The sequence below is a fragment of the Streptomyces sp. RKAG293 genome (genome assembly GCF_023701745.1).
In the GTDB taxonomy this organism is placed as follows: domain Bacteria; phylum Actinomycetota; class Actinomycetes; order Streptomycetales; family Streptomycetaceae; genus Actinacidiphila.
The window spans coordinates 8,152,666-8,175,291 of sequence record NZ_JAJOZB010000001.1 but is presented as its reverse complement, the minus strand read 5'-3'; the positions used below and the strand labels follow the sequence as shown (position 1 = coordinate 8,175,291).

General features: G+C 70.6%; 18 protein-coding genes. 2 read left to right on the top strand and 16 right to left on the bottom strand.

The annotated features are described in order from the left end of the window. Window positions 1-17: 17 nt before the first annotated feature. Entirely contained in the window at window positions 18-1,178 is a 1,161-nt protein-coding gene (locus LNW72_RS36050; RefSeq protein ID WP_250979244.1) for a citrate synthase/methylcitrate synthase, read from the bottom strand. Between the two features lie 100 nt (window positions 1,179-1,278). Here LNW72_RS36050 and LNW72_RS36045 point away from each other — a divergent pair, with 100 nt between their 5' ends. Next, on the top strand, window positions 1,279-2,583 hold the full coding sequence (locus tag LNW72_RS36045) for a citrate synthase (RefSeq protein WP_250979243.1): 1,305 nt from the start codon (window positions 1,279-1,281) through the stop codon (window positions 2,581-2,583). Between the two features lie 312 nt (window positions 2,584-2,895). On the opposite strand, the gene LNW72_RS36040 is transcribed toward LNW72_RS36045, so the two are convergent. From LNW72_RS36040 to LNW72_RS36000, 9 genes are all read right to left on the bottom strand, one after another. Next, window positions 2,896-3,084, bottom strand: a complete 189-nt coding sequence (locus tag LNW72_RS36040; RefSeq protein ID WP_250979242.1) for an acyl-CoA carboxylase epsilon subunit — start codon at window positions 3,082-3,084, stop codon at window positions 2,896-2,898. Beyond that, window positions 3,081-4,625, bottom strand: coding sequence for an acyl-CoA carboxylase subunit beta (locus LNW72_RS36035; RefSeq protein ID WP_250980438.1), 1,545 nt, complete (start codon window positions 4,623-4,625; stop codon window positions 3,081-3,083). The genes LNW72_RS36040 and LNW72_RS36035 overlap by 4 nt, the downstream gene beginning before the upstream one ends. Before the next feature lie 150 nt (window positions 4,626-4,775). Continuing rightward, window positions 4,776-6,230: an adenosylhomocysteinase gene (gene ahcY, locus LNW72_RS36030; RefSeq protein WP_250979241.1), complete on the bottom strand. Its 1,455-nt coding sequence runs from the start codon at window positions 6,228-6,230 to the stop codon at window positions 4,776-4,778. Then, on the bottom strand, window positions 6,208-7,101 hold the full coding sequence (gene metF / locus LNW72_RS36025) for a methylenetetrahydrofolate reductase [NAD(P)H] (RefSeq protein WP_250979240.1): 894 nt from the start codon (window positions 7,099-7,101) through the stop codon (window positions 6,208-6,210). Before metF ends, ahcY begins: the two co-directional genes overlap by 23 nt. Then, a complete protein-coding gene (gene metH, locus LNW72_RS36020) occupies window positions 7,098-10,595 on the bottom strand; it encodes a methionine synthase (RefSeq protein WP_250979239.1) in 3,498 nt (1,165 codons plus the stop codon). Before metH ends, metF begins: the two co-directional genes overlap by 4 nt. After that, the gene (locus LNW72_RS36015; protein WP_250979238.1) at window positions 10,592-11,575 is read right to left on the bottom strand and encodes a carbohydrate kinase family protein; all 984 of its coding nucleotides are present in this window, start codon (window positions 11,573-11,575) and stop codon (window positions 10,592-10,594) included. The genes metH and LNW72_RS36015 overlap by 4 nt, the downstream gene beginning before the upstream one ends. Window positions 11,576-11,592: 17 nt before the next feature. Next, window positions 11,593-12,801, bottom strand: a complete 1,209-nt coding sequence (metK, locus tag LNW72_RS36010) for a methionine adenosyltransferase (protein ID WP_250979237.1) — start codon at window positions 12,799-12,801, stop codon at window positions 11,593-11,595. An 87-nt stretch (window positions 12,802-12,888) separates the two neighbouring features. Then, entirely contained in the window at window positions 12,889-13,755 is an 867-nt protein-coding gene (locus LNW72_RS36005) for an NAD(P)-dependent oxidoreductase (RefSeq protein WP_250979236.1), read from the bottom strand. 20 nt (window positions 13,756-13,775) lie between these two features. Then, on the bottom strand, window positions 13,776-14,135 hold the full coding sequence (locus tag LNW72_RS36000) for an antibiotic biosynthesis monooxygenase family protein (protein WP_250979235.1): 360 nt from the start codon (window positions 14,133-14,135) through the stop codon (window positions 13,776-13,778). A gap of 166 nt (window positions 14,136-14,301) precedes the next feature. Here LNW72_RS36000 and LNW72_RS35995 point away from each other — a divergent pair, with 166 nt between their 5' ends. After that, window positions 14,302-15,519 (top strand): FAD-dependent monooxygenase, encoded by a 1,218-nt coding sequence (locus LNW72_RS35995; protein WP_250979234.1) that lies wholly within the window; start codon window positions 14,302-14,304, stop codon window positions 15,517-15,519. Between the two features lie 74 nt (window positions 15,520-15,593). Here LNW72_RS35995 and LNW72_RS35990 read toward each other — a convergent pair whose 3' ends face one another. The 6 genes from LNW72_RS35990 to LNW72_RS35965 all read right to left on the bottom strand — a co-directional run bounded on the left by LNW72_RS35990 (window position 15,594) and on the right by LNW72_RS35965 (window position 22,615). Beyond that, on the bottom strand, window positions 15,594-16,346 hold the full coding sequence (locus tag LNW72_RS35990; protein WP_250979233.1) for an SDR family oxidoreductase: 753 nt from the start codon (window positions 16,344-16,346) through the stop codon (window positions 15,594-15,596). A gap of 71 nt (window positions 16,347-16,417) precedes the next feature. Beyond that, window positions 16,418-17,770 (bottom strand): NAD(P)/FAD-dependent oxidoreductase, encoded by a 1,353-nt coding sequence (locus tag LNW72_RS35985; protein ID WP_250979232.1) that lies wholly within the window; start codon window positions 17,768-17,770, stop codon window positions 16,418-16,420. Window positions 17,771-17,800: 30 nt separating this feature from the next. Next, on the bottom strand, window positions 17,801-19,090 hold the full coding sequence (locus tag LNW72_RS35980; RefSeq protein WP_250979231.1) for a lysine N(6)-hydroxylase/L-ornithine N(5)-oxygenase family protein: 1,290 nt from the start codon (window positions 19,088-19,090) through the stop codon (window positions 17,801-17,803). Between the two features lie 198 nt (window positions 19,091-19,288). Next, window positions 19,289-20,056 carry an SDR family oxidoreductase gene (locus LNW72_RS35975; protein ID WP_250979230.1) on the bottom strand — a complete coding sequence of 256 codons (768 nt, stop codon included), beginning with the start codon at window positions 20,054-20,056 and terminating at the stop codon, window positions 19,289-19,291. A 118-nt stretch (window positions 20,057-20,174) separates the two neighbouring features. Continuing rightward, a complete protein-coding gene (locus LNW72_RS35970) occupies window positions 20,175-21,374 on the bottom strand; it encodes a cytochrome P450 (protein WP_250979229.1) in 1,200 nt (399 codons plus the stop codon). Between the two features lie 80 nt (window positions 21,375-21,454). Continuing rightward, a complete protein-coding gene (locus LNW72_RS35965) occupies window positions 21,455-22,615 on the bottom strand; it encodes a nucleotide disphospho-sugar-binding domain-containing protein (protein ID WP_250979228.1) in 1,161 nt (386 codons plus the stop codon). Between the last annotated feature and the right edge of the window lie 11 nt (window positions 22,616-22,626).

Sequence of the window (22,626 nt, the reverse complement as noted above, 5' to 3'; positions counted from 1 at the left end):
GGATCGCGGAGCGCCGGTCAGACCGCCGGGACCGGCCGCGGCGGCGGGGGGCCGGTGTAGCGCGCCGCCGGACGGATGATCTTGCTGTCCTCGGCCTGCTCCAGGACGTTGGCGCACCAGCCGACGACCCGGGCAGAGGCGAAGGTCGGGGTGAACATCTCGCGGGGCAGCCCGCACAGCTCCATGACCACCCCCGCGTAGAACTCGACGTTGGTGTGCAGTTCCCGGCCGGGCTTCAGCTCGGCGAGGATCGCCTCGACCCGCTCCTCGACCTGGACGGCGAAGTCCACCAGCGGCCCGCCGAAGCCCCGGGCGATCTCCTTCAGCATCCGCGAGCGCGGGTCCTCCGTGCGGTAGACCGGGTGCCCGAAGCCCATGATCCGGTCGCCCGCCAGGACGCGTTCGCGGATCCACGGGTCGATGCGCTCGGGTGTGCCGATGGCGTCGAGGGTGTCCAGCGCGCGGCTCGGCGCGCCGCCGTGCAGCGGCCCGGAGAGCGCGCCGATCGCGCCGACCAGACAGGCGGCCAGGTCCGCGCCGGTGGAGGTGATGACCCGGGCGGTGAAGGTGGACGCGTTGAACCCGTGGTCGATGGTGGAGATCAGATACCGCTCGATCGCCCGGGCGCGGGCGAGCTCGGGCTCCCGCCCGGTCAGCATGTAGAGGTAGTTGGCCGCGTACGGCAGGTCCGCGCGCGGTTCGACGGGGGCCAGCCCCTGGCCGAGCCGGTGCAGCGCGGTCAGCAGCGTCGGCACGATGGCGCTCGCCGCGAGCGCGTCCGCGCGGCGGCGGTCGGCGTCGATGTCGTACAGCGGCCGGAAGCCGGCCGAGGCGCCGGCCAGCGACAGGGCGGTGCGCAGTCCGGCGAGGGGTCCGGCGAGCGCGCACGAGCGGGCTATGGCGGGCAGCGCGTCGCGGACGTCGTCGGGCAGCCGGCGCAGCGCGGCGGTCCGCGCGGTGAAGGCGGCGCGCCCCGCCGCGTCGGGCAGCGTGCCGTGGAACATCAGATGCCAGACGTCCTCGAAGGTGCGGGTCTCCGCCAGCTCCACGGCCGAGTACTCGCGGTAGTGGTAGAAGCCCTCAAGGCCCCGGACGTCGCCGAGTGCGGTGTCGGTGACGACCACTCCCTTCAGTCCGCGGGGTACCTCGATCGGAGCGTTCCGCTCGGTGGTGGGCATGGTTTTCCTCCCTGGATGTTGATTCGACTGTCTATGATTGATTCAATGCTTGTCAACGTTGATTAAATCAATATGGATACGACTGGATACGGTGTGGCCCATGACGGACGACGCGGCGGACGGAACGAGCGGGAACGGACAGCGGCTGAGTACCCGGGAGACCGCCGACCGGCTCGGGGTGAAGTCCGAGACGGTCTACGCGTACGTCAGCCGCGGGCTGCTCACGAGCCGCCGCGCGCCCGGCGGGCGCGGCAGCACCTTCGACCCCGACGAGGTGGACGCGCTCGCCCGCCGGTCAGGACGCGGACGGCCGGGCGGCGACGGTACGGCGGCGGACCGGACCGCTGCCTCCGGCGGTGACGGGGTCTCGGACGGAACCCTGACCGCCAGGACCGGCATCACCCTCATCGACACCGACCGCTACTACTTCCGGGGCGTCGACGCCTGCGCCCTCGCCGCCCGTTACGGCTACGAGGAGACCGCCGCGTGGCTGTGGACGGGTGAACTGACGCCGGGGATCCGTTTCACGGCGCCACCCGAGAGCCTCGCCGCCGCGCGCCGGGCCGTCGAGGCGCTGCCGGCCCACAGCGGGCTGGTGGACCGGCTCAGGGCGGCGACGATCGCGACGGCCGTCACCGATCCGCTGCGGTTCGACCTGTCGGCGCCCACCGTGCTCGCCGCCGCCCCCGCCCTCATCGCCACGCTGGTCGGCGCCCTGCCCGTACGGGAGACGGACGCGGCGGACGAGCCGGAGACCGCGCTGGCCGAGCGGCTCTGGCCCCGGCTCACCCGGCACCCCGCCGACCAGGCGTCGGTGCGCGTCCTGGACGCCGCCCTCACCCTGCTCATCGACCACGACCTGGCCGCCTCCACCCTCGCCGCCCGGGTCGCGGCCTCCGCACGCGCCAACCCGTACGCAGTGGTCTCCGCCGGCCTCGGCGCCGTGGACGGACCGCTGCACGGCGCCGCCAGCGGCCTCGCGCACCGGCTGCTGACGGACGTGCTGGACCGCGGCAGCGCGGCGGCGGTCGTCGCCGACCAACTGCGCGAGGGACGGCGGATCCCGGGGCTCGGCCACCGGCTGTACCCGGGCGAGGACCCGCGCGCGCGGATGCTGTTCGGACTCCTCGAGGAGCTGCCGCGGGCGGCACCCGCACTCGCGGCCGCTCGCGAGGTGGTGGAGACGACCGCCCGTTACACCCCGCTGCACGCCAACGTCGACCTCGCGCTCGCCGTGCTGTCGGTCTCCGCCGGCATGCCCGCCGAGGCGGGCGAGACGGTGTTCGCCGTGGCCCGCACCGCCGGCTGGATCGCGCACGCGCTGGAGGAGTACCAGGAGCGCCCCCTGCGGCTGCGCCCCAGCGGCCACTACACCGGACCCACGCCGCCCCAGCCGCTGCCGTGACCCACCTGCGCGCTTCGCGCTGTCGCCGCGTCCGCCGCCCTCGCCTCGGCGTCCGTGACCCCCTCGCCGACCACCTCTGCGGCGACCTGTGCGACCAGGACGTCCAGGACGCGGCCGCCGAGTCGCGTGACAACGGCCGTGCAGCCCCCGCGCCCACCGCACGCGCACGCCCCGCCGGGCCCGTGTCACCGGCGGGGCGCGTTTCGCGTGCGGGTCGTCAGGTCTCGGATCCGCTCTCTCAGAGCTGCCAGGACGCGCCGGCCGTCGTCACTTCGCGTGCCGCCCTCGACGCCGTCCCGGCCGCCCCCGGCGTCATCTCCCGGCCGCCCGCCAGGAGCCCGCGCTCTGGTAGCCGTAGCCCTGCCGCCACTCGGCACGGAACGGCCCCGCCGCGGGCTCGGGCACCTGGGCCCGGGTCGACAGGCTCGCCAGGACCACGGCCAGGGCCGCCAGTTCCTCCTGGCCGACGTCACCGCGCTCGACCGCCCATCCCCCGCTCATACCGGCGGGTTCCCGTGCTTGCGGGCCGGCAGGACCTGCTGCTTCGAGCGCAGCATCTCCAGCGAGCGGGCCAGGGTGCGCCGGGTCCAGCGCGGGTCGATGACATCGTCGACCAGTCCGCGCTCCGCCGCGTAGTAGGGGTGCATCAGTTCCTCCCGGTACTCCTCGACCAGTTCGCGCCGGGTGCCCTCGGGGTCCGGCGACGCCGCGATCTGCCGGCGGAACACCACGTTCGCGGCGCCCTCCGCCCCCATCACCGCGATCTCGTTGATCGGCCAGGCGTAGGAGAGATCGGCGCCGATGGACCGCGAGTCCATGACGATGTACGCGCCGCCGTACGCCTTGCGCACGATCACCTGGATGCGCGGCACGGTCGCGTTGCAGTACGCGTACAGCAGCTTCGCGCCGTGCCGGATGATGCCGTTGTGCTCCTGGTCCTTGCCGGGCAGGAAGCCCGGCACGTCGACCAGGGTGACCAGCGGGATGTTGAACGCGTCGCAGGTCTGTACGAACCTGGCCGCCTTTTCCGAGGCGTGGATGTCCAGCACGCCGGCCATCGAGGCCGGCTGGTTGGCGACGATGCCGACGACGTTGCCGCCGATCCGGGCCAGCGCGCACACCACGTTGGTCGCCCACCGCTCGTGGACCTCGAACAGGTCGCCCTCGTCGACGATCTCCTCGATGACGGCCCGCATGTCGTACGCCTGGGTCGGGTCCGCCGGGACGAGGTCCACCAGCGCGTCGTTGGGCCGGTCGACCGGGTCGTCGCAGGGCCAGACCGGCGGCAGCTCGCGGTTGTTCGAGGGCAGCAGTGAGAGCAGGAACCTGACCTCCTCCAGGCACTCGTCCTCGTTGTCGTAGGCGAACGCCGCGACGCCCGAGGTCGCCGCGTGGGTGTCGGCGCCGCCGAGCACCTCCTGGGTGACCTGCTCACCGGTGACCGCGTGCACCACGTCGGGACCGGTGATGAACATCTGCGAGGTCCCGCGCACCATGAAGACGAAGTCGGTGAGCGCCGGCGAGTACGCCGCACCGCCCGCGCACGGGCCGAGCATCACGCTGATCTGCGGGATCACCCCGGAGGCCCGGGTGTTGCGGGAGAAGATCCCGCCGTAGCCGGCCAGCGCGGTGACGCCCTCCTGGATCCGGGCGCCCGCGCCGTCGTTGAGACTGACCAGCGGGGCGCCCGACGACTCGGCGAGATCCATCAGCTTGTGGATCTTCTCGGCGTGGGCCTCGCCGAGCGCCCCGCCGAAGATCCGGAAGTCGTGCGCGTACGCGAAGACGGTGCGGCCGTGCACCTTTCCCCAGCCCGTCACCACTCCGTCGGTGTAGGGCTTGCGCGCCTCCAGGCCGAAGCCCGTCGCCCGGTGCCGGCGGAACGGCTCCACCTCGTTGAACGAGCCCTCGTCGAAGAGCAGTTCCAGCCGCTCGCGGGCGGTGAGCTTCCCGCGGTCGTGCTGGTTGCGGGTGGCCTGCTCACTCGGTCCCGCCTCGGCCTGCGCCTTGCGGCTCTCCAGTTCGGCGATCCGGCCGAGCATGTCCGCGGGCACGGCGGGACGGACGACGGGGGCCGGGTCCGGGTTCGGTGACGAGGGCGGCATGGTGACCGGTGGAGCACCGGTGATCTGTCGTTCCAGCTCGAAGATGCTCATGGTTTCCTTGTCGGTTCGCCGGACTGTGCCGATGGTTCAGTAGCGGTAGTGGTCCGCCTTGTACGGACCCTCGACCGGGACGCCGATGTAGGCGGCCTGCTCCGGGCGCAGCGTGGTGAGTCTGACGCCGAGGGCGTCGAGGTGGAGGCGGGCGACCTTCTCGTCCAGGTGCTTGGGAAGCACGTAGACGCCGGTGGGGTACTCGCTCTGCTTGGTGAACAGCTCGATCTGGGCCAGGGTCTGGTCCGCGAAGCTGTTCGACATGACGAACGAGGGGTGACCGGTCGCGTTGCCGAGGTTCAGCAGCCGGCCCTCGGACAGCATGATGAGGACCTTGCCGTCGGGGAACGTCCAGGTGTGGACCTGCGGCTTGACCTCGTCCTTGACGATGCCCGGGATGTTCGCCAGGCCCGCGATGTCGATCTCGTTGTCGAAGTGGCCGATGTTGCCGACGATCGCCTGGTGCTTCATCTTCGCCATGTCCTGGGACAGGATGATGTCCTTGTTCCCGGTGGTGGTGATGAAGATGTCGCCCTGGGCGACCACGTCCTCCAGCGTGGCGACCTGATAGCCGTCCATCGCCGCCTGCAGGGCGCAGATCGGGTCGATCTCGGTGATGACGACCCGGGCGCCCTGGCCGCGCAGCGACTCCGCACAGCCCTTGCCGACGTCGCCGTAACCCAGAACGACGGCGACCTTGCCACCGATGAGGACGTCGGTGGCGCGGTTGATGCCGTCGATGAGCGAGTGCCGGCAGCCGTACTTGTTGTCGAACTTCGACTTCGTCACCGCGTCGTTGACGTTGATGGCGGGGAACAGCAGCGCCCCGGCCTGGTGCATCTCGTAGAGCCGGTGGACGCCGGTGGTGGTCTCCTCGGTGACACCGCGGATCTCCGAGGCGACCTGGGTCCACTTCTGGGCGTCCTCGCCGAGGGTGCGCTTGAGGAGCCTCAGGATGTAGCCGTACTCCTCGCTGTCCGCGGCGACCGGCTCCGGAACAGCGCCGGCCTTCTCGAACTCGACGCCCTTGTGCACCAGGAGCGTGGCGTCGCCGCCGTCGTCCAGGATCATGTTCGGGCCGCCGGTGGGGGTGTTCGGCCAGGTCAGCGCCTGCTCCGTGCACCACCAGTACTCCTCCAGCGTCTCGCCCTTCCAGGCGAAGACGGGAGTGCCCTGCGGGTTCTCGGGGGTGCCGTTCGGACCGACCGCGATGGCGGCGGCCGCGTGGTCCTGGGTGGAGAAGATGTTGCACGACGCCCAGCGGACGTCCGCGCCGAGCGCCACCAGCGTCTCGATGAGGACGGCGGTCTGGATCGTCATGTGCAGCGAGCCCGTGATCCGTGCGCCGGCCAGCGGCTGCGCGGCAGCGTACTCGGCACGGATCGACATCAGGCCGGGCATCTCGTGCTCGGCCAGCGTGATCTCCTTGCGGCCGAACACGGCGAGGGAGAGGTCCGCGACCTTGAAGTCAGCGGCGGTGAGGGACGGCATCTGCGCTCCTAATGTTCCGGTGGATCTCCAAGGCGGCCGTGGACCGATTCAGAGTGATGTAGTGAAGTCCCGGGGCACCGGCGTCCAGCAGGCGCTGGGCCAGCCGCGTCGCGTGGTCCACCCCGATCCGGTGGGCGACGTCCGGGTCGTGCTCGACCGCGGCCAGCTGCGCGGCCAGGTCGTCGGGGAACGTCGCGTTGCTCAGTTCGGCGAAGCGCCGGATCTGCCGGACATCGGTGGCGGGCATGATCTCCGGGATGATCGGCAGATCGCATCCCGCGGCCGCCACCCGGTCCCGGAGCCTGAAGTAGTCCTCGGCCCGGAAGAACATCTGGGTGATGGCGTAGTCCGCCCCGGCCCGCGCCTTGGCGACGAAGTACCGGACCTCGGACTCCCAGTTGGGTGAGCGGGGGTGCAGTTCGGGGAAGGCCGCGACGCCGATGCTGAAGTTCCCCGATCCCTTGACCAGCGCGACCAGTTCCCGGGCGTAGTTCAGCCCGTCCGGGTGCGGCACCCAGGCGCCGCGCGGGTCGCCCGGCGGGTCGCCGCGCAGCACCAGGACGTCCCGGACGCCCGCGTCGGCGTACTGCCCGATGATGCGCCGCAGTTCACCGACCGAGTGCCCGACCGCGGTCAGATGGGCCACCGGGCGCAGATTCGTCTGCGCGGCGATCCGCTGGGTGACCGCGATGGTGCGGGTGCGGGACGAGCCGCCGGCACCGTAGGTGACCGAGACGAAGGTGGGGGCGACGGCCTCGATCCGCCGGATGGTCTCCCACAGCGAGCGCTCGCCCGCGTCCGTCTTCGGCGGGAAGAACTCGAAGGAGAAGGACCGGGTTCCCGAGGCCAGGATCTCCCGCAGGGTGCTCATGAGGGACCTCCATGAGCGTTGAAGTAGCTGGCTTCCGGGTGGTGGATGACGATCGCGTCGGTGGACTGCTCCGGGTGCAGCTGGAACTCCTCGGAGAGGTTGACCCCGATGCGTTCCGGCTTGAGCAGGTCCATGATCTTGGCGCGGTCCTCCAGGTTCGGGCAGGCGGGGTAGCCGAGGGAGTAGCGGCAGCCCTGGTACTCGGTGCGGAACATCGCGTCCAGGTTGTCCGGGTCGGCGCCCGCGATCCCCAGCTCGGAGCGGACCCGGCCGTGCCAGTACTCCGCCAGCGCCTCGGTCAGCTGCACCGACAGCCCGTGCAGTTCCATGTAGTCGCGGTAGGCGTTCGCGGCGAAGATCTCGTTCGCCGCGACCGAGACCCGGTTGCCGACGGTGACGACCTGCATCTCGATGACGTCGGTCTCGCCGGAGTCCTCCGGGCGGAAGAAGTCCGCCAGGCACAGCCGGCGCCCGCGGCGCTGCCGGGGGAAAGTGAAGCGGGTGCGTTCGCCGCCGTCCTCGCCCAGGATGATCAGGTCGTCGCCCTTGGAGACGCAGGGGAAGTAGCCGTAGACGATGGCCGCTTCCAGCATGTTCTCGGTGTGCAGCCGGTCCAGCCACATCCGCAGCCGCGGCCGGCCCTCGGTCTCCACCAGCTCCTCGTACGAAGGGCCGCTGCCGCGGGCCGACTTCAGACCCCACTGCCCCTTGAAGAGCGCGGCCTCGTCGACCCAGGCCGCATAGTCCTTGAGCGGTGTCCCCTTGATGATGCGGCTGCCCCAGAACGGCGGGGTGGGGACCGGGTTGTCGGTGACCACGTTCGACCGGACCGAGCCGCGTTCCTCGTCCGGCTCGTCGACGACGACGGCCGGACGGGCGGCGACCCGGCGCTGCTTGAGCTCGGGCAGGACGGCGCCGGGGACGCCGCGCTTGACGGCGATCAGCGCGTCCATCAGCCGCAGGCCCTCGAAGGCGTCCCGGGCGTAGCGGACCTCGCCCTCGTAGATCTCGTGCAGGTCCTGCTCGACATAGGCGCGGGTCAGCGCCGCTCCACCCAGAATCACCGGATAGTCGGCGGCCATCTTGCGCTGGTTGAGCTCCTGCAGGTTCTCCTTCATGATCACGGTGGACTTCACGAGGAGACCCGACATGCCGATCACGTCGGCCTTGTGCTCGGTGGCCGCGTCCAGGATCGCCGCCACCGGCTGCTTGATCCCGAGGTTCACCACGTTGTAGCCGTTGTTCGACAGGATGATGTCGACGAGGTTCTTGCCGATGTCATGGACGTCGCCGCGAACCGTGGCGAGCACGATGGTGCCCTTGCCCTCCGCGTCGGACTTCTCCATATGCGGTTCCAGATACGCCACCGCGGTCTTCATGACCTCCGCGGACTGCAGCACGAACGGCAACTGCATCTGCCCGGAGCCGAACAGCTCACCGACGACCTTCATGCCCTCCAGCAGCGTGTCATTGACGATCGCCAGCGCGGGGCGGGTCGTGAGCGCCTCGTCCAGGTCCCGGTCCAAGCCGTTCTTCTCACCGTCGATGATCCGCCGCTGCAACCGCTCGTCCAGCGGCAGCGCCGCCAACTCCTCGGCGCGGCCGGCCTTCACCGACTTCATGTCGACGCCCTCGAAGGCCGCCAGGAAGGCCTGCAACGGGTCGTAGCCCTCACGACGCCGGTCGTAGACCAGATCCAGGGCGATCTCCCGCTGCTCCTCGGGAATGCGGGCGATCGGCACGATCTTCGCGGCGTGCACGATCGCGGAGTCCAGCCCCGCCGCCACGCACTCGTTCAGGAACACGGAGTTCAGCACCACGCGGGCGGCGGGGTTGAGGCCGAAGGAGATGTTCGACAGACCCAGGGTCGTCTGCACCAGCGGGTGCCGGCGCTTCAACTCCCTGATCGCCTCGATCGTGGCGAGGCCGTCCTTCCGGGACTCCTCCTGACCGGTCGCAATCGTGAACGTCAGGCAGTCCACCAGGATGTCGGACCCCTGAATGCCCCAGTTCCCCGTCAGGTCCTCGATCAGCCGCTCGGCGATGGCGACCTTGTGCTCCGGGGTCCGGGCCTGGCCCTCCTCGTCGATGGTCAGCGCGATCAGCGCGGCACCGTGCTCCGAGGCCAGCGCCGTGACTTGCGCGAACCGGGACTCGGGACCGTCACCGTCCTCGTAGTTGACGGAGTTGATGACCGCCCGGCCACCCAGCTTCTCCAATCCCGCCCGCAGCACCGGGACCTCGGTGGAGTCCAGCACGATGGGGAGGGTGGAGGCCGTCGCGAAACGGCCCGCGATCTCACTCATGTCGAGGGCGCCGTCGCGGCCGACGTAGTCGACGCACAGGTCCAGCAGGTGGGCACCCTCGCGGATCTGGTCGCGGGCCATCTCGACACAGTCGTCCCAGCGGCCTTCCAGCATGGCCTCGCGGAACTTCTTCGACCCGTTGGCGTTCGTCCGCTCACCGATCGCGAGATACGACGCGTCCTGCTGGAACGGCACCGTCTGGTAGAGCGACGCCGCACCCGGCTCCGGGCGCGGATCGCGCGGCGACAGCTCCAGGCCCCGCACCCGCTCCACGACCTGCCGCAGGTGCTCAGGGGTGGTGCCGCAGCAGCCGCCCACCAGCGACAGCCCGTACTCGCGCACGAACGTCTCATGCGCGTCCGCGAGCTCCTCCGGCGACAGCGGGTAGTGCGCGCCGTCCTTGCCCAGCACCGGCAGGCCGGCATTCGGCATGCACGAGACGGCGATACGGGCGTGCTGCGCCAGATAACGCAGATGCTCGCCCATCTCGGCAGGACCAGTCGCGCAGTTCAGACCGATCATGTCGATGCCGAGCGGCTCCAGCGCCGTCAGCGCCGCGCCGATCTCGGAACCCAGCAGCATCGTGCCCGTCGTCTCGACGGTCACGTGCGTGATGATGGGGAGGTTGCTGCCCAGTTCCCGCATCGCGCGGTGCGCGCCGAGGATGGCGGCCTTGGTCTGGAGGAGATCCTGGGTGGTCTCCACCAGGATCGCGTCGGCGCCGCCCTCGATGAGGCCGGCGACGTTCGCCTGGTAGCCGTCCCGCAGCGCCACGTACGGCGCGTGGCCGAGCGTGGGCAGTTTGGTGCCGGGTCCGACGGAGCCGAGCACCCAGCGCGGCCGGTCCGGCGTGGCGAAACCGTCCGCCACCTCACGGGCCAACCGGGCTCCCGTCAGGGACAGTTCGTGGATCCGCTCAGGGATGTCGTACTCCCCCAGCGCCGCCAGGTTCGCCCCGAAGGTGTTGGTCTCGACGCAGTCCACACCCGCCGCGAAGTACTCCTCGTGCACCGACCGGACGATGTCCGGCCGCGTCACGTTCAGAACCTCGTTGCACCCTTCCAGGTTCTCGAAGTCGTCCAGCGACGGATCCTGCGCCTGCAGCATCGTGCCCATCGCACCGTCCGCGACCACCACCCGCGTCGCGAACGCCGCCCGGAGGGCGTCGGCCCGGGAGGTCCCGCTCATGACACGGCCGCCAGATTCGGTTCGATCTCGGCGGCGACGACTCCGCCGTGGGCGCTGTCGATCCGGCCGAGCAGGTCGGCGGCCGAGAGCACGTACTCCTGGGGGCCGACGGACTCGAGGACGACGGTGGCGAGGGTGCAGCCGAGTTGGGCGGACCGTTCGGCGGTCCACTTCCAGGCGGCGCCGGCCAGGAATCCGGCGCGGAACCCGTCGCCGACCCCGGTGGGGTCGGCCGGCGTGTCGGTGAGCACGGCGGGGACCCGGATGACGGGGTCTCCGGTGCGCTCGATGCGGACGCCGTCAGCGCCGAGGGTGGTCACCCAGGTGCCGACCCGGTCGAGCACCTGGGCGGCCGTCCAGCCACTGTGCTCCTGGAGGAGCGAGGCCTCGTACTCGTTGGTGAACAGGTACTGGGCGCCGGTGACGAGTTGCCGCACCGACGGTCCGTCCAGGGTGGCGAGCTGCTGCGAGGGGTCCGCGGCGAACGGGATCCCCAGGCAGCGGCACTCCTGGGTGTGCCGGAGCATCGCGTCGGGGTCGTTGGCCCCGACGACGACCAGGTCGATGCTGCCGGTGCGGGCCACGATGGGGCCGAGTTCGATCTCCCGGGCCTCGGACATGGCACCCGGGTAGAACGTGGCGATCTGGTTCTGGTCGGCGTCGGTGGTGCAGACGAAGCGCGCGGTGTGCCGGGTTTCGCTGACCCGCACCGGGGACGTGTCGACGCCGTTCTTCTCCAGCCACTGCCCGTACTCGGCGAAGTCGGTACCGGCCGCCCCGACGAGCAGCGGCCGGATGCCGAGCCGCCCCAGCCCGATGGCGATGTTGGCCGCCACCCCGCCGCGCCGGACCACCAGGTCGTCGGCGAGGAAGGACAGGGAGACCTTGTCGAGCCGGTCGGCGAGCAGCTGCTCGCTGAAGCGGCCCGGGAAGTTCATGAGATGGTCGGTCGCGATCGAACCGGTGACGGCGATCTGCACAGCGCTCTCTCCTTCGGTCAGCCCCGCACGGTGGCGAGCAGCTTTTCGACCCGGTCGGTGCGCTCCCAGGTGAGGTCCGGCAGCTCGCGGCCGAAGTGGCCGTAGGCGGCGGTCTGCGCGTAGATGGGCCGCAGCAGGTCGAGGTCGCGGATGATGGCGGCCGGGCGGAGGTCGAAGACGCTCCGGACGGCGTCCTGGATCTGTTCGACCGGGACGGACTCGGTGCCGAAGGTCTCGACGAACAGCCCGACCGGGGCGGCCTTGCCGATGGCGTACGCGACCTGGACCTCGCAGCGCCGGGCGAGCCCGGCGGCGACGACGTTCTTGGCGACCCAGCGCATCGCGTAGGCGGCCGAACGGTCCACCTTGGACGGGTCCTTGCCGGAGAACGCGCCGCCACCGTGCCGGGCCATCCCGCCGTACGTATCGACGATGATCTTCCGGCCGGTCAGCCCCGCGTCACCCATCGGACCGCCCACCTCGAACCGCCCGGTCGGGTTGACGAGCAACCGGTAGCCCTCCGTGGAGAGTTCGATGCCGGCGTCGGCGAGGGCCGCCAGCTCGGGCTCCACGACGAACTCGCGGATGTCCGGGGCGAGCAGGGAGTCCAGGTCGATGTCGGAGGCGTGCTGGGAGGAGACCACCAGGGTGTCCAGCCGCACCGCCTGGTCGCCCTCGTACTCGACGGTGACCTGGGTCTTGCCGTCCGGGCGCAGATAGGCGAGGGAGCCGTCCTTGCGGACCTGCGTCAGACGGTGGGCGAGGCGGTGGGCCAGCGCGATCGGCAGCGGCATCAGCTCGGGCGTGTCGTCGCACGCGTACCCGAACATCAGGCCCTGGTCACCGGCGCCCTGACGGTCGAGGTCGTCCTCGCCGCCCTCCACCCGCGACTCGTACGCCGCGTCGACGCCCTGCGCGATGTCCGGCGACTGCGCACCGATCGAGACCGACACCCCGCACGACGCGCCGTCGAACCCCTTCGCGGACGAGTCGTACCCGATGTCCAGCACCGTCTGCCGCACGATCGCCGGGATGTCGGCGTACGCGGACGTGGTGACCTCGCCGGCGATGTGCACCTGGCCGGTCGTGATCAGGGTTTCGACAGCGACCCGGGATGTCGGGTCCTGTCGCAGCAGCGCGTCCAGGATGGAGTCGCTGATCCGGTCGGCGATCTTGTCGGGGTGGCCCTCGGTCACGGACTCCGAGGTGAACAGTCGGCGGGACACGGTTCCTCCAGTTGGTCGGCGACCTCGGCCCATGCTGCGAGCTGTGCCTGCAAGGCGGCTCAAGACGGGGTCGACGCGGTCGGTGCGTCAGGTCCTGGTGTGCTCGATGAGGATGGCGGCGTCCTTGTCCCCGTCGCCCGCCTCGATGACCTCGGCGAACCGGGCGCGGACCATGTCGAGGACGGGGAGCAGGATGCCGGCCTCCTGGGCCGCCTTGTTGGCGAGCCGCAGGTCCTTCTCCATGAGCGAGGCACGGAAGAAGGCCGGTTCGTAGTTGCCCTTGAGCATGAGTTCGGCCCGGAAGCGCATCACCATCGAGCTGAACCCGCTGCCCGCGATGGACTGGATCAGCAGGTCACGGTCGAGGCCGGCGGCCACCCCGTAGGAGACGCCTTCGGCGAGTGCCGCGATCTGCGCGCCGAGCAGCAGGTTGAAGATCAATTTGATGGTGCTCGCCATGCCCGGGTCCCCGGCCATGATCACTTCCGAGCTGATGACGTCCAGGACGTCGCGTACCTCGGCGATGTCCTCCTCCGCCCCCGAGACGAACACCCGCAGCTCACCCTTGTGAGCCTGGAACGGGTTGCCGACCACACACGCCTCCACCCGGCGCAGGCCCAGTTCCGCGAGGCGTTCCGCGGAGTCCCTGGCGTACCGGGGGGAGACGGTGGAGGTGTCGATCACGATGCTGCCGCGGTCCAGAACCGGCGCCACCTGGTCGAAGAGGATCTGTTCGACGGCGTGCTCGTCGCTGAGGCTGAGCAGGACGACGCGCTGCCCGGCAGCCGCCTCCTGGGGGGTCGGGGCGTTCCAGGCGCCCTGTGCCACCAGCGCCTCGGCCTTCTGCGCGGTGCGGTTGTACACGGTGAGCGCGTACCCGGCCTTGAGCAGGGTGTGTGCCATCCCTCTGCCCATGTTGCCCAGTCCGATGAAGGTGAGCTCCTTCGCGTCCATGCCACTCCTCGTTCGACGGGTCAGGCGGTCGCTGCGGCGGCGCCCACACCGCCGAGGTCGTACACGATCTGGGTGAGGATCATCTGGCCTCCGGTGCGGAAGGGCTTCAGCCGCCGCCGGTGCTCGACATGCGCTTCGCTCCGCTCGAACTCGCGGAAGCTGGGTTCGTCGCGCCAGTCGGTGATCACGTAGTAGACGCTCTCCTCCTCGACGCTGCGTACGAGCACCTGGCCGAGGTTGGTGGGCTCCAGTGCGATGAGCCGGCCCACCTCCAGCCAGGTGTGCTCGAAGCTGACGTGCGAGCCGGGGTGGATCTCCATCCGGAGGATCACCCTGAAGGGCGGGGCGCTGTGGGATCCCCTGCCGTTGCTGCCGTTCATGTCACCGCCTAGTCCCGATGCCAGCCGCCGAATCCCGTCCGGCGGTCGGCGGAACGCTGGCAGGGCCCGATCGAGGACAGCTCAAGAAGTTCCTCCAGCGGTGCACGAGCGCCCGGCCCGACCCTGCCGGGGTCAGTGCCGCCAGCAGGGGAAGGTGCCGGAAGCCATGCGGACAACTCGCTCACCCATGCACGTCCTTGTCATCGGCGGCGGCATCGGCGGCCTCTGCCTCGCCCAGGGGCTGCACCGGGCCGGGATCGCCGTCACGGTGTACGAACGCGACGAGTCGGCGGAGGGCCGGCGGCAGGGCTACCGGCTGCGGATCAGCCCGGAGGGCGAGTACGCGCTGCGCGAGTGCCTGCCGCCGGCGCTGGTGGAGCTGCTGGTCGCCACGTCCAACGAGCGGGACGACGCCGGCCTGGTGGCGTACGACGAGCACCTCGTCCAGCAGTGGGCGCCGGCCTTCGAGGATCCGCGCGGGAACGCGCCGGACAAGATCGACGCCGTCGACCGGGTGACCCTGCGGCGGATCCTGCTCGCGGGCCTGGGCGACGTGGTCCGCTTCGGCAAGACCTTCGAACGCTATGAGCGGACGGCCGACGGCCGGGTCGTCGCGCACTTCGAGGACGGTTCCACCGCCGAGGGCGACGTGCTGGTGGCGGCGGACGGCACCAACTCCCGGATCCGCGCCCAGGCCAGGCCCTGGGACGTGCCCAGGGATCTGGGAGTGCGGACGGTCTTCTCCCGGATCCCGCGGGCCTCGGCCGTCGACGGCGGCATGCCGGAGGTGCTGCGCGACCGGTTCAGCTATGTGATCGGGAGCGACGGCCACCACATCGGCCTGATGCCGATGACGTTCCGCAACCGGCCCACCGAGGCCGCGGCGCGGCTGTGGCCGGACGCGGAGCTGGTCGACCTCGACGACTACTACATGTCGGTCTTCAATGTGCACGGTGAGGACCTGGGCATGACGGACGAGGCGTTCTTCGCGCTGAGCGGCGAGGAGTTGTGCGCGCTCGTCGTCGAGCGGACCAGCGCCTGGCACCCGGACCTGCGCGGGATCTTCCGGCACGCCGAGCCGGCGGTCACCTTCGCGGTGGCGTTGCGGGCCACGGATCCGGTCGAGGCGTGGGAGGACGGCCCGGTGGTACCGCTGGGGGACGCCGTGCACACGATGCCGCCCTCGGGCGGTGTGGGGGCCAACACGGCGGTGCGGGACGCCGCCGCGCTCACCCGGGCGCTGGTGGCCGTCGAACGCGGCGAGCGGGAGCGGACCGAGGCCTTCGCGGAGTACCAGAAGGCGATGGTCGAGTACGCGACCGAAGGTGTTCAGATGTCGCTGAAGATCGCCCAGTGGTCGATCAAGAAGGTGCAGGACGCGTAGCGGAGGACGCACAGCGGTCAGCCCCCGGACGATCCGTCCGGGGGCTGCTCACTGGGGGGAGTACGGGTCCGGGGTCAGCGGCCGCCCGCGGTGTGCACGATTTCACCGTTGACGTTGCCGTTGGCCTCGGAGCAGAGGAAGACGATGACCCGCGCCACGTCCTCGGGGGTGCTCAGCCGGCCGCTGGGCGTCTCCGAGCCGCTGTGCGCGACGATGGCCGGGTCGACGTTCTGCAGGCTCTCGGTGAGGGTGCCGCCCGGGGAGACGACGTTGACCAGGATGCCGTCCCTGGTCCACATCAGGCCGCGTGCGAACCCGTGCAGCGCCGCCTTCGCGGCCCCGTAGATCTCCGACCCCGGGCTGCCGTGCTCCGCCGTGACGGAGGACAGCAGGACGACCCGCCCCCAGCGCCGCTCCCGCATCCCGCGCAGCGCGTGCCGGACCACGAGCATGTGGCCCTCCACGTTGTCGCGCAGCAGCGGGAACCAGTCCTCGGTAGGCAGTTCCTCGAAGCGCGGCAGCTGGTCGGGGTCGACCCAGAGGAACGACTGGGCGTTGGCGACCACGATGTCGACACCGCCCCACGCCTCCTCCACCCCGCGGACCGCCGCCTCGATGGACGCCGGGTCACCGAGGGCGCAGTGGGCGGCGCGGGCGCGGTCCGGGCCGCCCAGTTCCTTGACGACCTCTTCCGCCTCGTCGGCGGCCGAGTGGTAGGTGATCGCGACGCGGGCGCCCTCCTCGGCGAACACCCGTGCCGTGGCCCGGCCGATACCCCGGGTGGCACCGGTGATGAGGACACGTTTGTCCCTGAGTCCGAGATCCACGCCTGCTCCGTCTTCTTAATCTTGAGGCTACTTGAGGCTTCTTGAGGTCCGGTGATCCTTACGACGGTCGGTCAGAAGTCGTCCCGGTCGCCGCCGCGGTAGGTGTAGAGCTCCTGGGCCATCTTCTGCTTCATCGACGGCACCCTCGCCGCCAGCCAGAAGTAGCCGCGCATGCTCGCCAGCACCAGCCGGCCGGTGAAGGGCTTGTGGATCGGCTGGTCGCCGCCGGTCTGCTTCTTCGACGCGATGACGGCCTCGAAGCCGTACTTGACCATCCGGGACTCGTACGCGTGCACGGCGTCGACCAGCGTGCTGCGGCCCTCGGTGAACTCGGTGATCTGATGGCACAGCAGGGCCGCGTCGCGCAGCGCGGTGTTGGCGCCGACGCCCTGGCCGGGGGTCATGGTGTGGATGGCGTCACCGATCAGGGTGATGTTGCTGGACTTCCACTGCTCGATCGGCACCGAGGTACGGATGTTGATGACGAAGGTGGTGCTGGGCTCCCCCATGCGGAACAGCTTGCGCAGGTCCGGGTTCCAGTCCTTCGTCATGTCCAGGGTCAGCTGGATGAGGTCCTCGCGGCTGCGCTTGAGGACATCGGCCGGGAACTTGTCGGTGGAGGCCCAGAAGCCCCAGTTGATGTAGTCCCGGGTGTTGTCGAACAACATGCCGGGCCACTGGTCGAGCAGTTCGGCGTCATTGCCGCCGATGCCGTTCTTGACCTTGCCCTCGCGGTCCCACTTGAACTCCATCGTGTGCAGGATGCAGCTGTAGCCCTTGGGCGCGACCACCAGCCCGATGCCCTCGAAGACCTCCTTCGGGAGCAGGGCCTTGCTCTCCTCGGTGAGCGGGACCTTCGACGAGATCGAGATGATCTTCGCGTCCTCGACCTTGGACTGCGGCAGGTACTGCTCGCGCACGGCGGAGTTGGCGCCGTCCGCGGCGACCAGCAGGTCGCAGGTGGCCTCGGTGCCGTCGGCGAAGAACGCGGTGACCCTGCCGTCCTCGTTCTTCTCGTAGTGCGTGTACTTCTTGTCGAAGTGCACGAGGTCCTCGACGCCGGTGAACAGGACCTGCCGCAGCGTCATACGGCTGACGGACTTCTCGCTGTTGACCGGGTCCTCGTCGACGACCAGCGGCAGGACGATGTTCGGCTTCATGTCCTCGCGGAGGAAGCTGAAGTACTTCGGCGAGCGGGCGCAGGTGCTGACGAAGACCTCGAACAGCTCGGGCGGCAGCAGCCGCTTGAGTGCCCGGCTGCCGTCCGGGTCGATGCCGACCCGGTAGCCGTGCAGACCGCTGGTCCTGGTGCGGTCGCGCTCGTACACCGCCACGCTGATCCCGGCCCGTTTCAGACCGTGGGCCAGCGCCATCCCACCGGTGCCGCCGCCGATGATAATCACGTGGAACGGTTGTGTCGTCATTCCTGGTGCATCCTTTCGATACTCCGTGCGTCAGGCCCAGACCGTGTTCATCTGCTCGTCCCGGATCGCGAACACCTGCCGTTCCAGAAGGGAGTTGACGATGACGGCGGACCGGACGGCGAGCAGGCTCAGATTGGGGTCGGCGAGTCCATGACCGACCCGGCTGCGGTTCTGCACGTACATCCGGCAGTGTTCCGAGAACTTCCACCGTATCGAGTAGTCGGCGTCCACCACCGGCTCTCCGCTCGAGTCCGTCTCGAGCAGTCCGAGCAAGTGGGGGGAGATGGGCAGCGGTGAGGCCTTGCGCCCGGTGGCGAGCACGACGGTACGGGCGGAGTGCCGTTCCCGGCCGCCCCAGTCGCGTTCGCACCACAGTGCGATGGTGCCGTGCCGCTGCGAGGCCTCGACGACGCTGCGGCCGGGCAGCATCATCACCGGTGACCGGCCCTCGCGCAGGAACGCCTCGTAGTTGGCCTGGTAGAGCACCTGCAGCGTGGTCATCGAGACGCCGTCGCTGGTGAGGGTCTGCTCGGCGACGTACCGCTCCCGGACGGACTCCGGCAGCCCCTGGAAGAAGCGCAGATACGTCGGGCGGTAGAAGTCGTTCGCCGAGGGCGATTCGTCCATGGGTGCGAACCACTGCCGGCGACCGATCCAGCGGATGTCCCGGAAGCCGCGCTGCACGAGGTTGAGCACGCATTCGGCGCCGGTCTGCCCGCCGCCGATGACGATGGCCTGCTCGTACGGCACGCTCGGAACGGTGGCCAGATGGGACTCCAGCTGCTCGGCCTGCACCACGCCGTCGATCTGCTGGCCGGCGAAGCAGGCCGGCACGTCAGCGCGGGTGCCGAGGCCGAAGACGACGTGGGTGGCGGTGGCCACCGGCCCTTCCGGGCCCCGCAGGACGAACCTGCCGTCGGCGAAGTCGACCTCGGTGATCTCCGAGCCGTAGCGCACCGAGCCCAGCCGGCCGGAGGCCCAGGCCAGGTAGCGGGCGTACTCCAGACGCGGGATCGATTCGTACTGGGCGTTGAGGAACGCGTAGATCCGGCCGGTGGTGACCATGTAGTTGAGGAACGACAGCCGGTTGCGCGGGTCGGCCAGCGAGACCAGGTCCTTGATCCAGGACGTCTGCAGCTGGGTGCCGGAGCCGAGCAGTCCGGGGTGCCATGCGGGCCCCTCCCGACGTTCGAAGAGAACAACGCCTCCGGGCACCACATCCTCCCCCAATGCTGCGAGGCTGAGGTTGGCGGGTCCCGCTCCAAGGCCCGCCACATGGTGGTGCGGCACGACGTCTTCCCGACGATCTGAGGTCCGCATGGCATCTCCCATCACGACCGATGGTGATCGCACGCCTTGGAGCAGGCCTTGAGCGGCGCTTGACCGTGCCGCGCGCAGTCCGCCCGCCCAGGGCGGCGAGCGCCTCGATCACGTTTGTCTGTGGAATGGCGAGGATCGGGAGGGGTCCGGAATTGATCCGGGAGGGATCGGAAGTGACCGGGAGAGTAAGCGGGCGGATCAGACGGACTTGAGCATGCCCGCGTCGATCAGCCAGTCACCGCCGGTGGCGCCGGGCAGCCGGTCCGAGGCCAGCAGGGCGACGATCGCGGCCACCTCCTCCGGCTCGATGATCTTCCCGGTGGTGAGTCCCATCCACTTCGGCACCGCGGCCACCAGCTCCTCGGCCGTGGCCATCCCCATCCGCTTGGCGCGCTCCGGGCTGTCCCAGGTGTCGGTGCGGACCGGCCCGGGGGACACGGTGTTGACCCGTACGCCCTGCGGTCCGAACTCCTCCGACAGGGACTTGGTGAGGTTGGTCAGCGCCGCCTTGGCGGCCGAGTACTCCACCAGGCGCGGCGCGGCGAGCCGGCCGTTGACCGACCCGATGTTGACGATCGCGCCCCTGGACTCGATCAGGCTGGGCAGGGCGGCGCGGATGGTCCGGATGGCGCTGAAGAAGTTCAGGTCGAACCCCTTGGCCCAGCCCTCGTCGTCCAGGTCCAGGAAGCCCTGCGCCGACACGGTTCGGCCGCCGACGTTGTTCACCAGGATGTCCAGGCCGCCGAACGTCTCCACCGCGTGCCCGACCAGCCGGGCCGGACCGTCCGTGGTGGTCAGGTCGACCTCCAGGGTGTGCGCGGCGGCCTCGGACAGCGCCGGTCCGATGGTCCGCGCGCCTCCGAGCACCTCCACGCCCTCGGCGGCCAGGGCGCGGACGATGGCGAGACCGATGCCCCGGCTGGCACCGGTGACGACGGCCCGCTTTCCCTTCAGCTGCAGATCCATGACGACTCCTCACACATAGGAATTCAGGCGTACGGACGTTCGGTCTTTCCGGACGTCCGGCGGCGCGGACGCACAGGTCTTCAGGTCTCAGGTGTTCAGGTCTCAGATGTTCAGGTGGTCAGGCGTCCCAGGTGACGGGCAGGGTGTGCGGGCCGCGCACCAGGCCGCCCGTGCACCAGGTGAGCTCCTCGGGCGGGACCGCCAGCCGCAGCCCGGGAAAACGGCTCAGCAGCGCCTGCATGGCCTCCTGCAGCTCCAGCCGGGCGAGCGCGGAGCCGAGGCAGCGGTGCACGCCGAAGCCGAAGCCGAGGTGCTGGTTGTGCGGACGCTCGAAGTCGACCACGTCGGCCGCGGCGAACACCGTGTCGTCCCGGTTGGCGGCGGTCATGACGGGCAGCACGTACTCCCCCGACCGCACCAGGGTGCCGCCGAGTTCGACGTCCTCGGTCGCCCGCCGCGGGGAGCCGGTGCTCACGCCCAGCGGCGTGTAGCGCAGCATCTCCTCGACCGCGGCGGGGATCAGCTCCGGGTCGTCCAGCAGCTGCCGGTGGTGGCCGGGGTGGGTCAGCAGGAAGTAGGTGAAGTTGGCGAGCTGGTCGGCGAGCACCTCGTGGCCGGCGATCAGGATGGTGACCGCGATCCCGACCAGTTCCTCGTCGCTCAGATCGCCCTCGGCGACCAGCGATCCGAGGAGGTCGTCGCTGGGCTCGTCGTGCCGGCCGGCCACCAGATCCGTCAGATAGCGCCGCAGCTCCTGCCCCGCCGCCCCGATCTGCTCGGCCGTCAGCTGGTGCAGCTTGGCGGCGAGGAAGGACTCGGCGAGCGCCCGGAACCGGGCGCGGTCGGGCTCGGGCACGCCGAGCAGCTCACAGATCATCAGGATCGGCACCGGCAGCGCGAACAGCTCCATCAGGTCGGCGGGGCCGTCCTGCTTCCCGACGGTGTCCAGCAGGTCCGAGATGATCTCCCGGGCGCGCGGCCGGAGCCGTTCCACGCCCCGGACGGTGAAGGCCGCCGCGAGCAGCCGGCGCAGCCGGTCGTGCACCGGGCCGTCCGAGGCGATCAGCAGATTGGCGCGCTGCACGATCGGCAGCAGCCGGGGTTCGTCGGGCCCCACGGAGGCGGCCCGGCTGAACCGCCGGTCGGACAGCAGGGTCTTGACGTCCTGGTGGCGCACCGCCAGATACCCGGGGCCGCCGTAGGGCAGCTGGACCGGGCAGAGGCCGGCGCCGGCGCGCAGCCGGCCGAGTTCCGGCTCCACGTCCAGGCCCGCCGGGTCGCTGAAGGGGAAGGCCACAGGTTCGGTCGGTGTGGGCATCTCGCAGGACCTCTTCCCGGTCGCGTCGGGGGCCCCACGCTGGCGGGACGCCCTCGACAACGGCTCGAACGACGACAGGTTCAGCTCCCGGCGGCCAGCGTCTCCAGTTCCGCGGCCACCTCGCTGGGGGTGGGCTGCGCGAGCATCTCCGTGCGCAGCGCGGCGGCCGCGGCCCGCTCGGGTCCGTCGGCGACCAGCCGGCTCACCTCGGCCCTGATCCGCTCCGCGGTCGCCTCGTCCCGGGTGAGCACCTCTCCCGCGCCGGCCGCCAGGACCCGCGCGGCGTGTCCCGCGTGGTCGGGCAGTTGTGGGATCAGCAGCATCGGCACACCGTGCAGCAGCGAGGTGAGGACGGTGCCGGCGCCGCCGTGAGCGACCACCAGGTCGCACTCCGGGAGCAGTTGGTGCAGCGGTGCGTCGACCTCGATGCGGACGCCGGGTGCCAGCGGGCCGAGCAGCGTCCGCTGCTCCCCCGCGACCGCGAGGACCACTTCCACGTCCAGGCCGGCGATCGCCCGGGCCACCTCGCCGGCCAGGAACCGCCGGGGGTCCAGCTTGGCCATCGTGTGGCCCCAGGTCACCAGCACCCGCGGCCGGTCCCGGCGCTCCGGCAGCGGTTCCGGCCGCTCGCCGGGGCCGTTGAACGGCACGTAGCGCAGCGGCAGCCGGCGGTACTCCCCCGGCACCTGGAGCCCGGCCGGCGTCGGGTCGACGGTGACGGCGCCGAACGGGTCGGGCCCGGCCACCCCGAAGCGGGCGGCGAGCGGCGCGATGGCGTCCGGCAGCATCTGCTGGGCGCGCAGCATCAGGTCGGTGCCGTACAGCAGCCGGACGGCCGGTACGCCGACGGAGGCCGCGGCGATCGGTCCGGCCAGCGCCGTCGGCTCGAAGACCACCAGGTCGGGGCGCCATTCCTTGGCGAGCCCGACCAGGTCCTCGGTCATCGACTCGGCGTGCGCGAGGAACATCTGCAGCGCCCGCGGGCCGCGCGCGGCGTGCGGCGCGCTGCTGACCGGCGGACCGTCGGTCTCGGACGGGAGGATGTAGCCGCGCACCATCCCCACTCCGTCGACGTCGTACCCCACGGCGGTTCCCTGCAGCCCGGTCCGCAGTACTTCCTCGCGCAGCCCCGGCTGGGTCGCCACCAGCACTTCGTGGCCCGCCGAGCGGAAGGCCCACGCCATCGGTACGAGTGCGTACAGATGTGACGGCCAGGCCCAGGTGGTGAACAGCACCCGCATGTCTCGTCCCA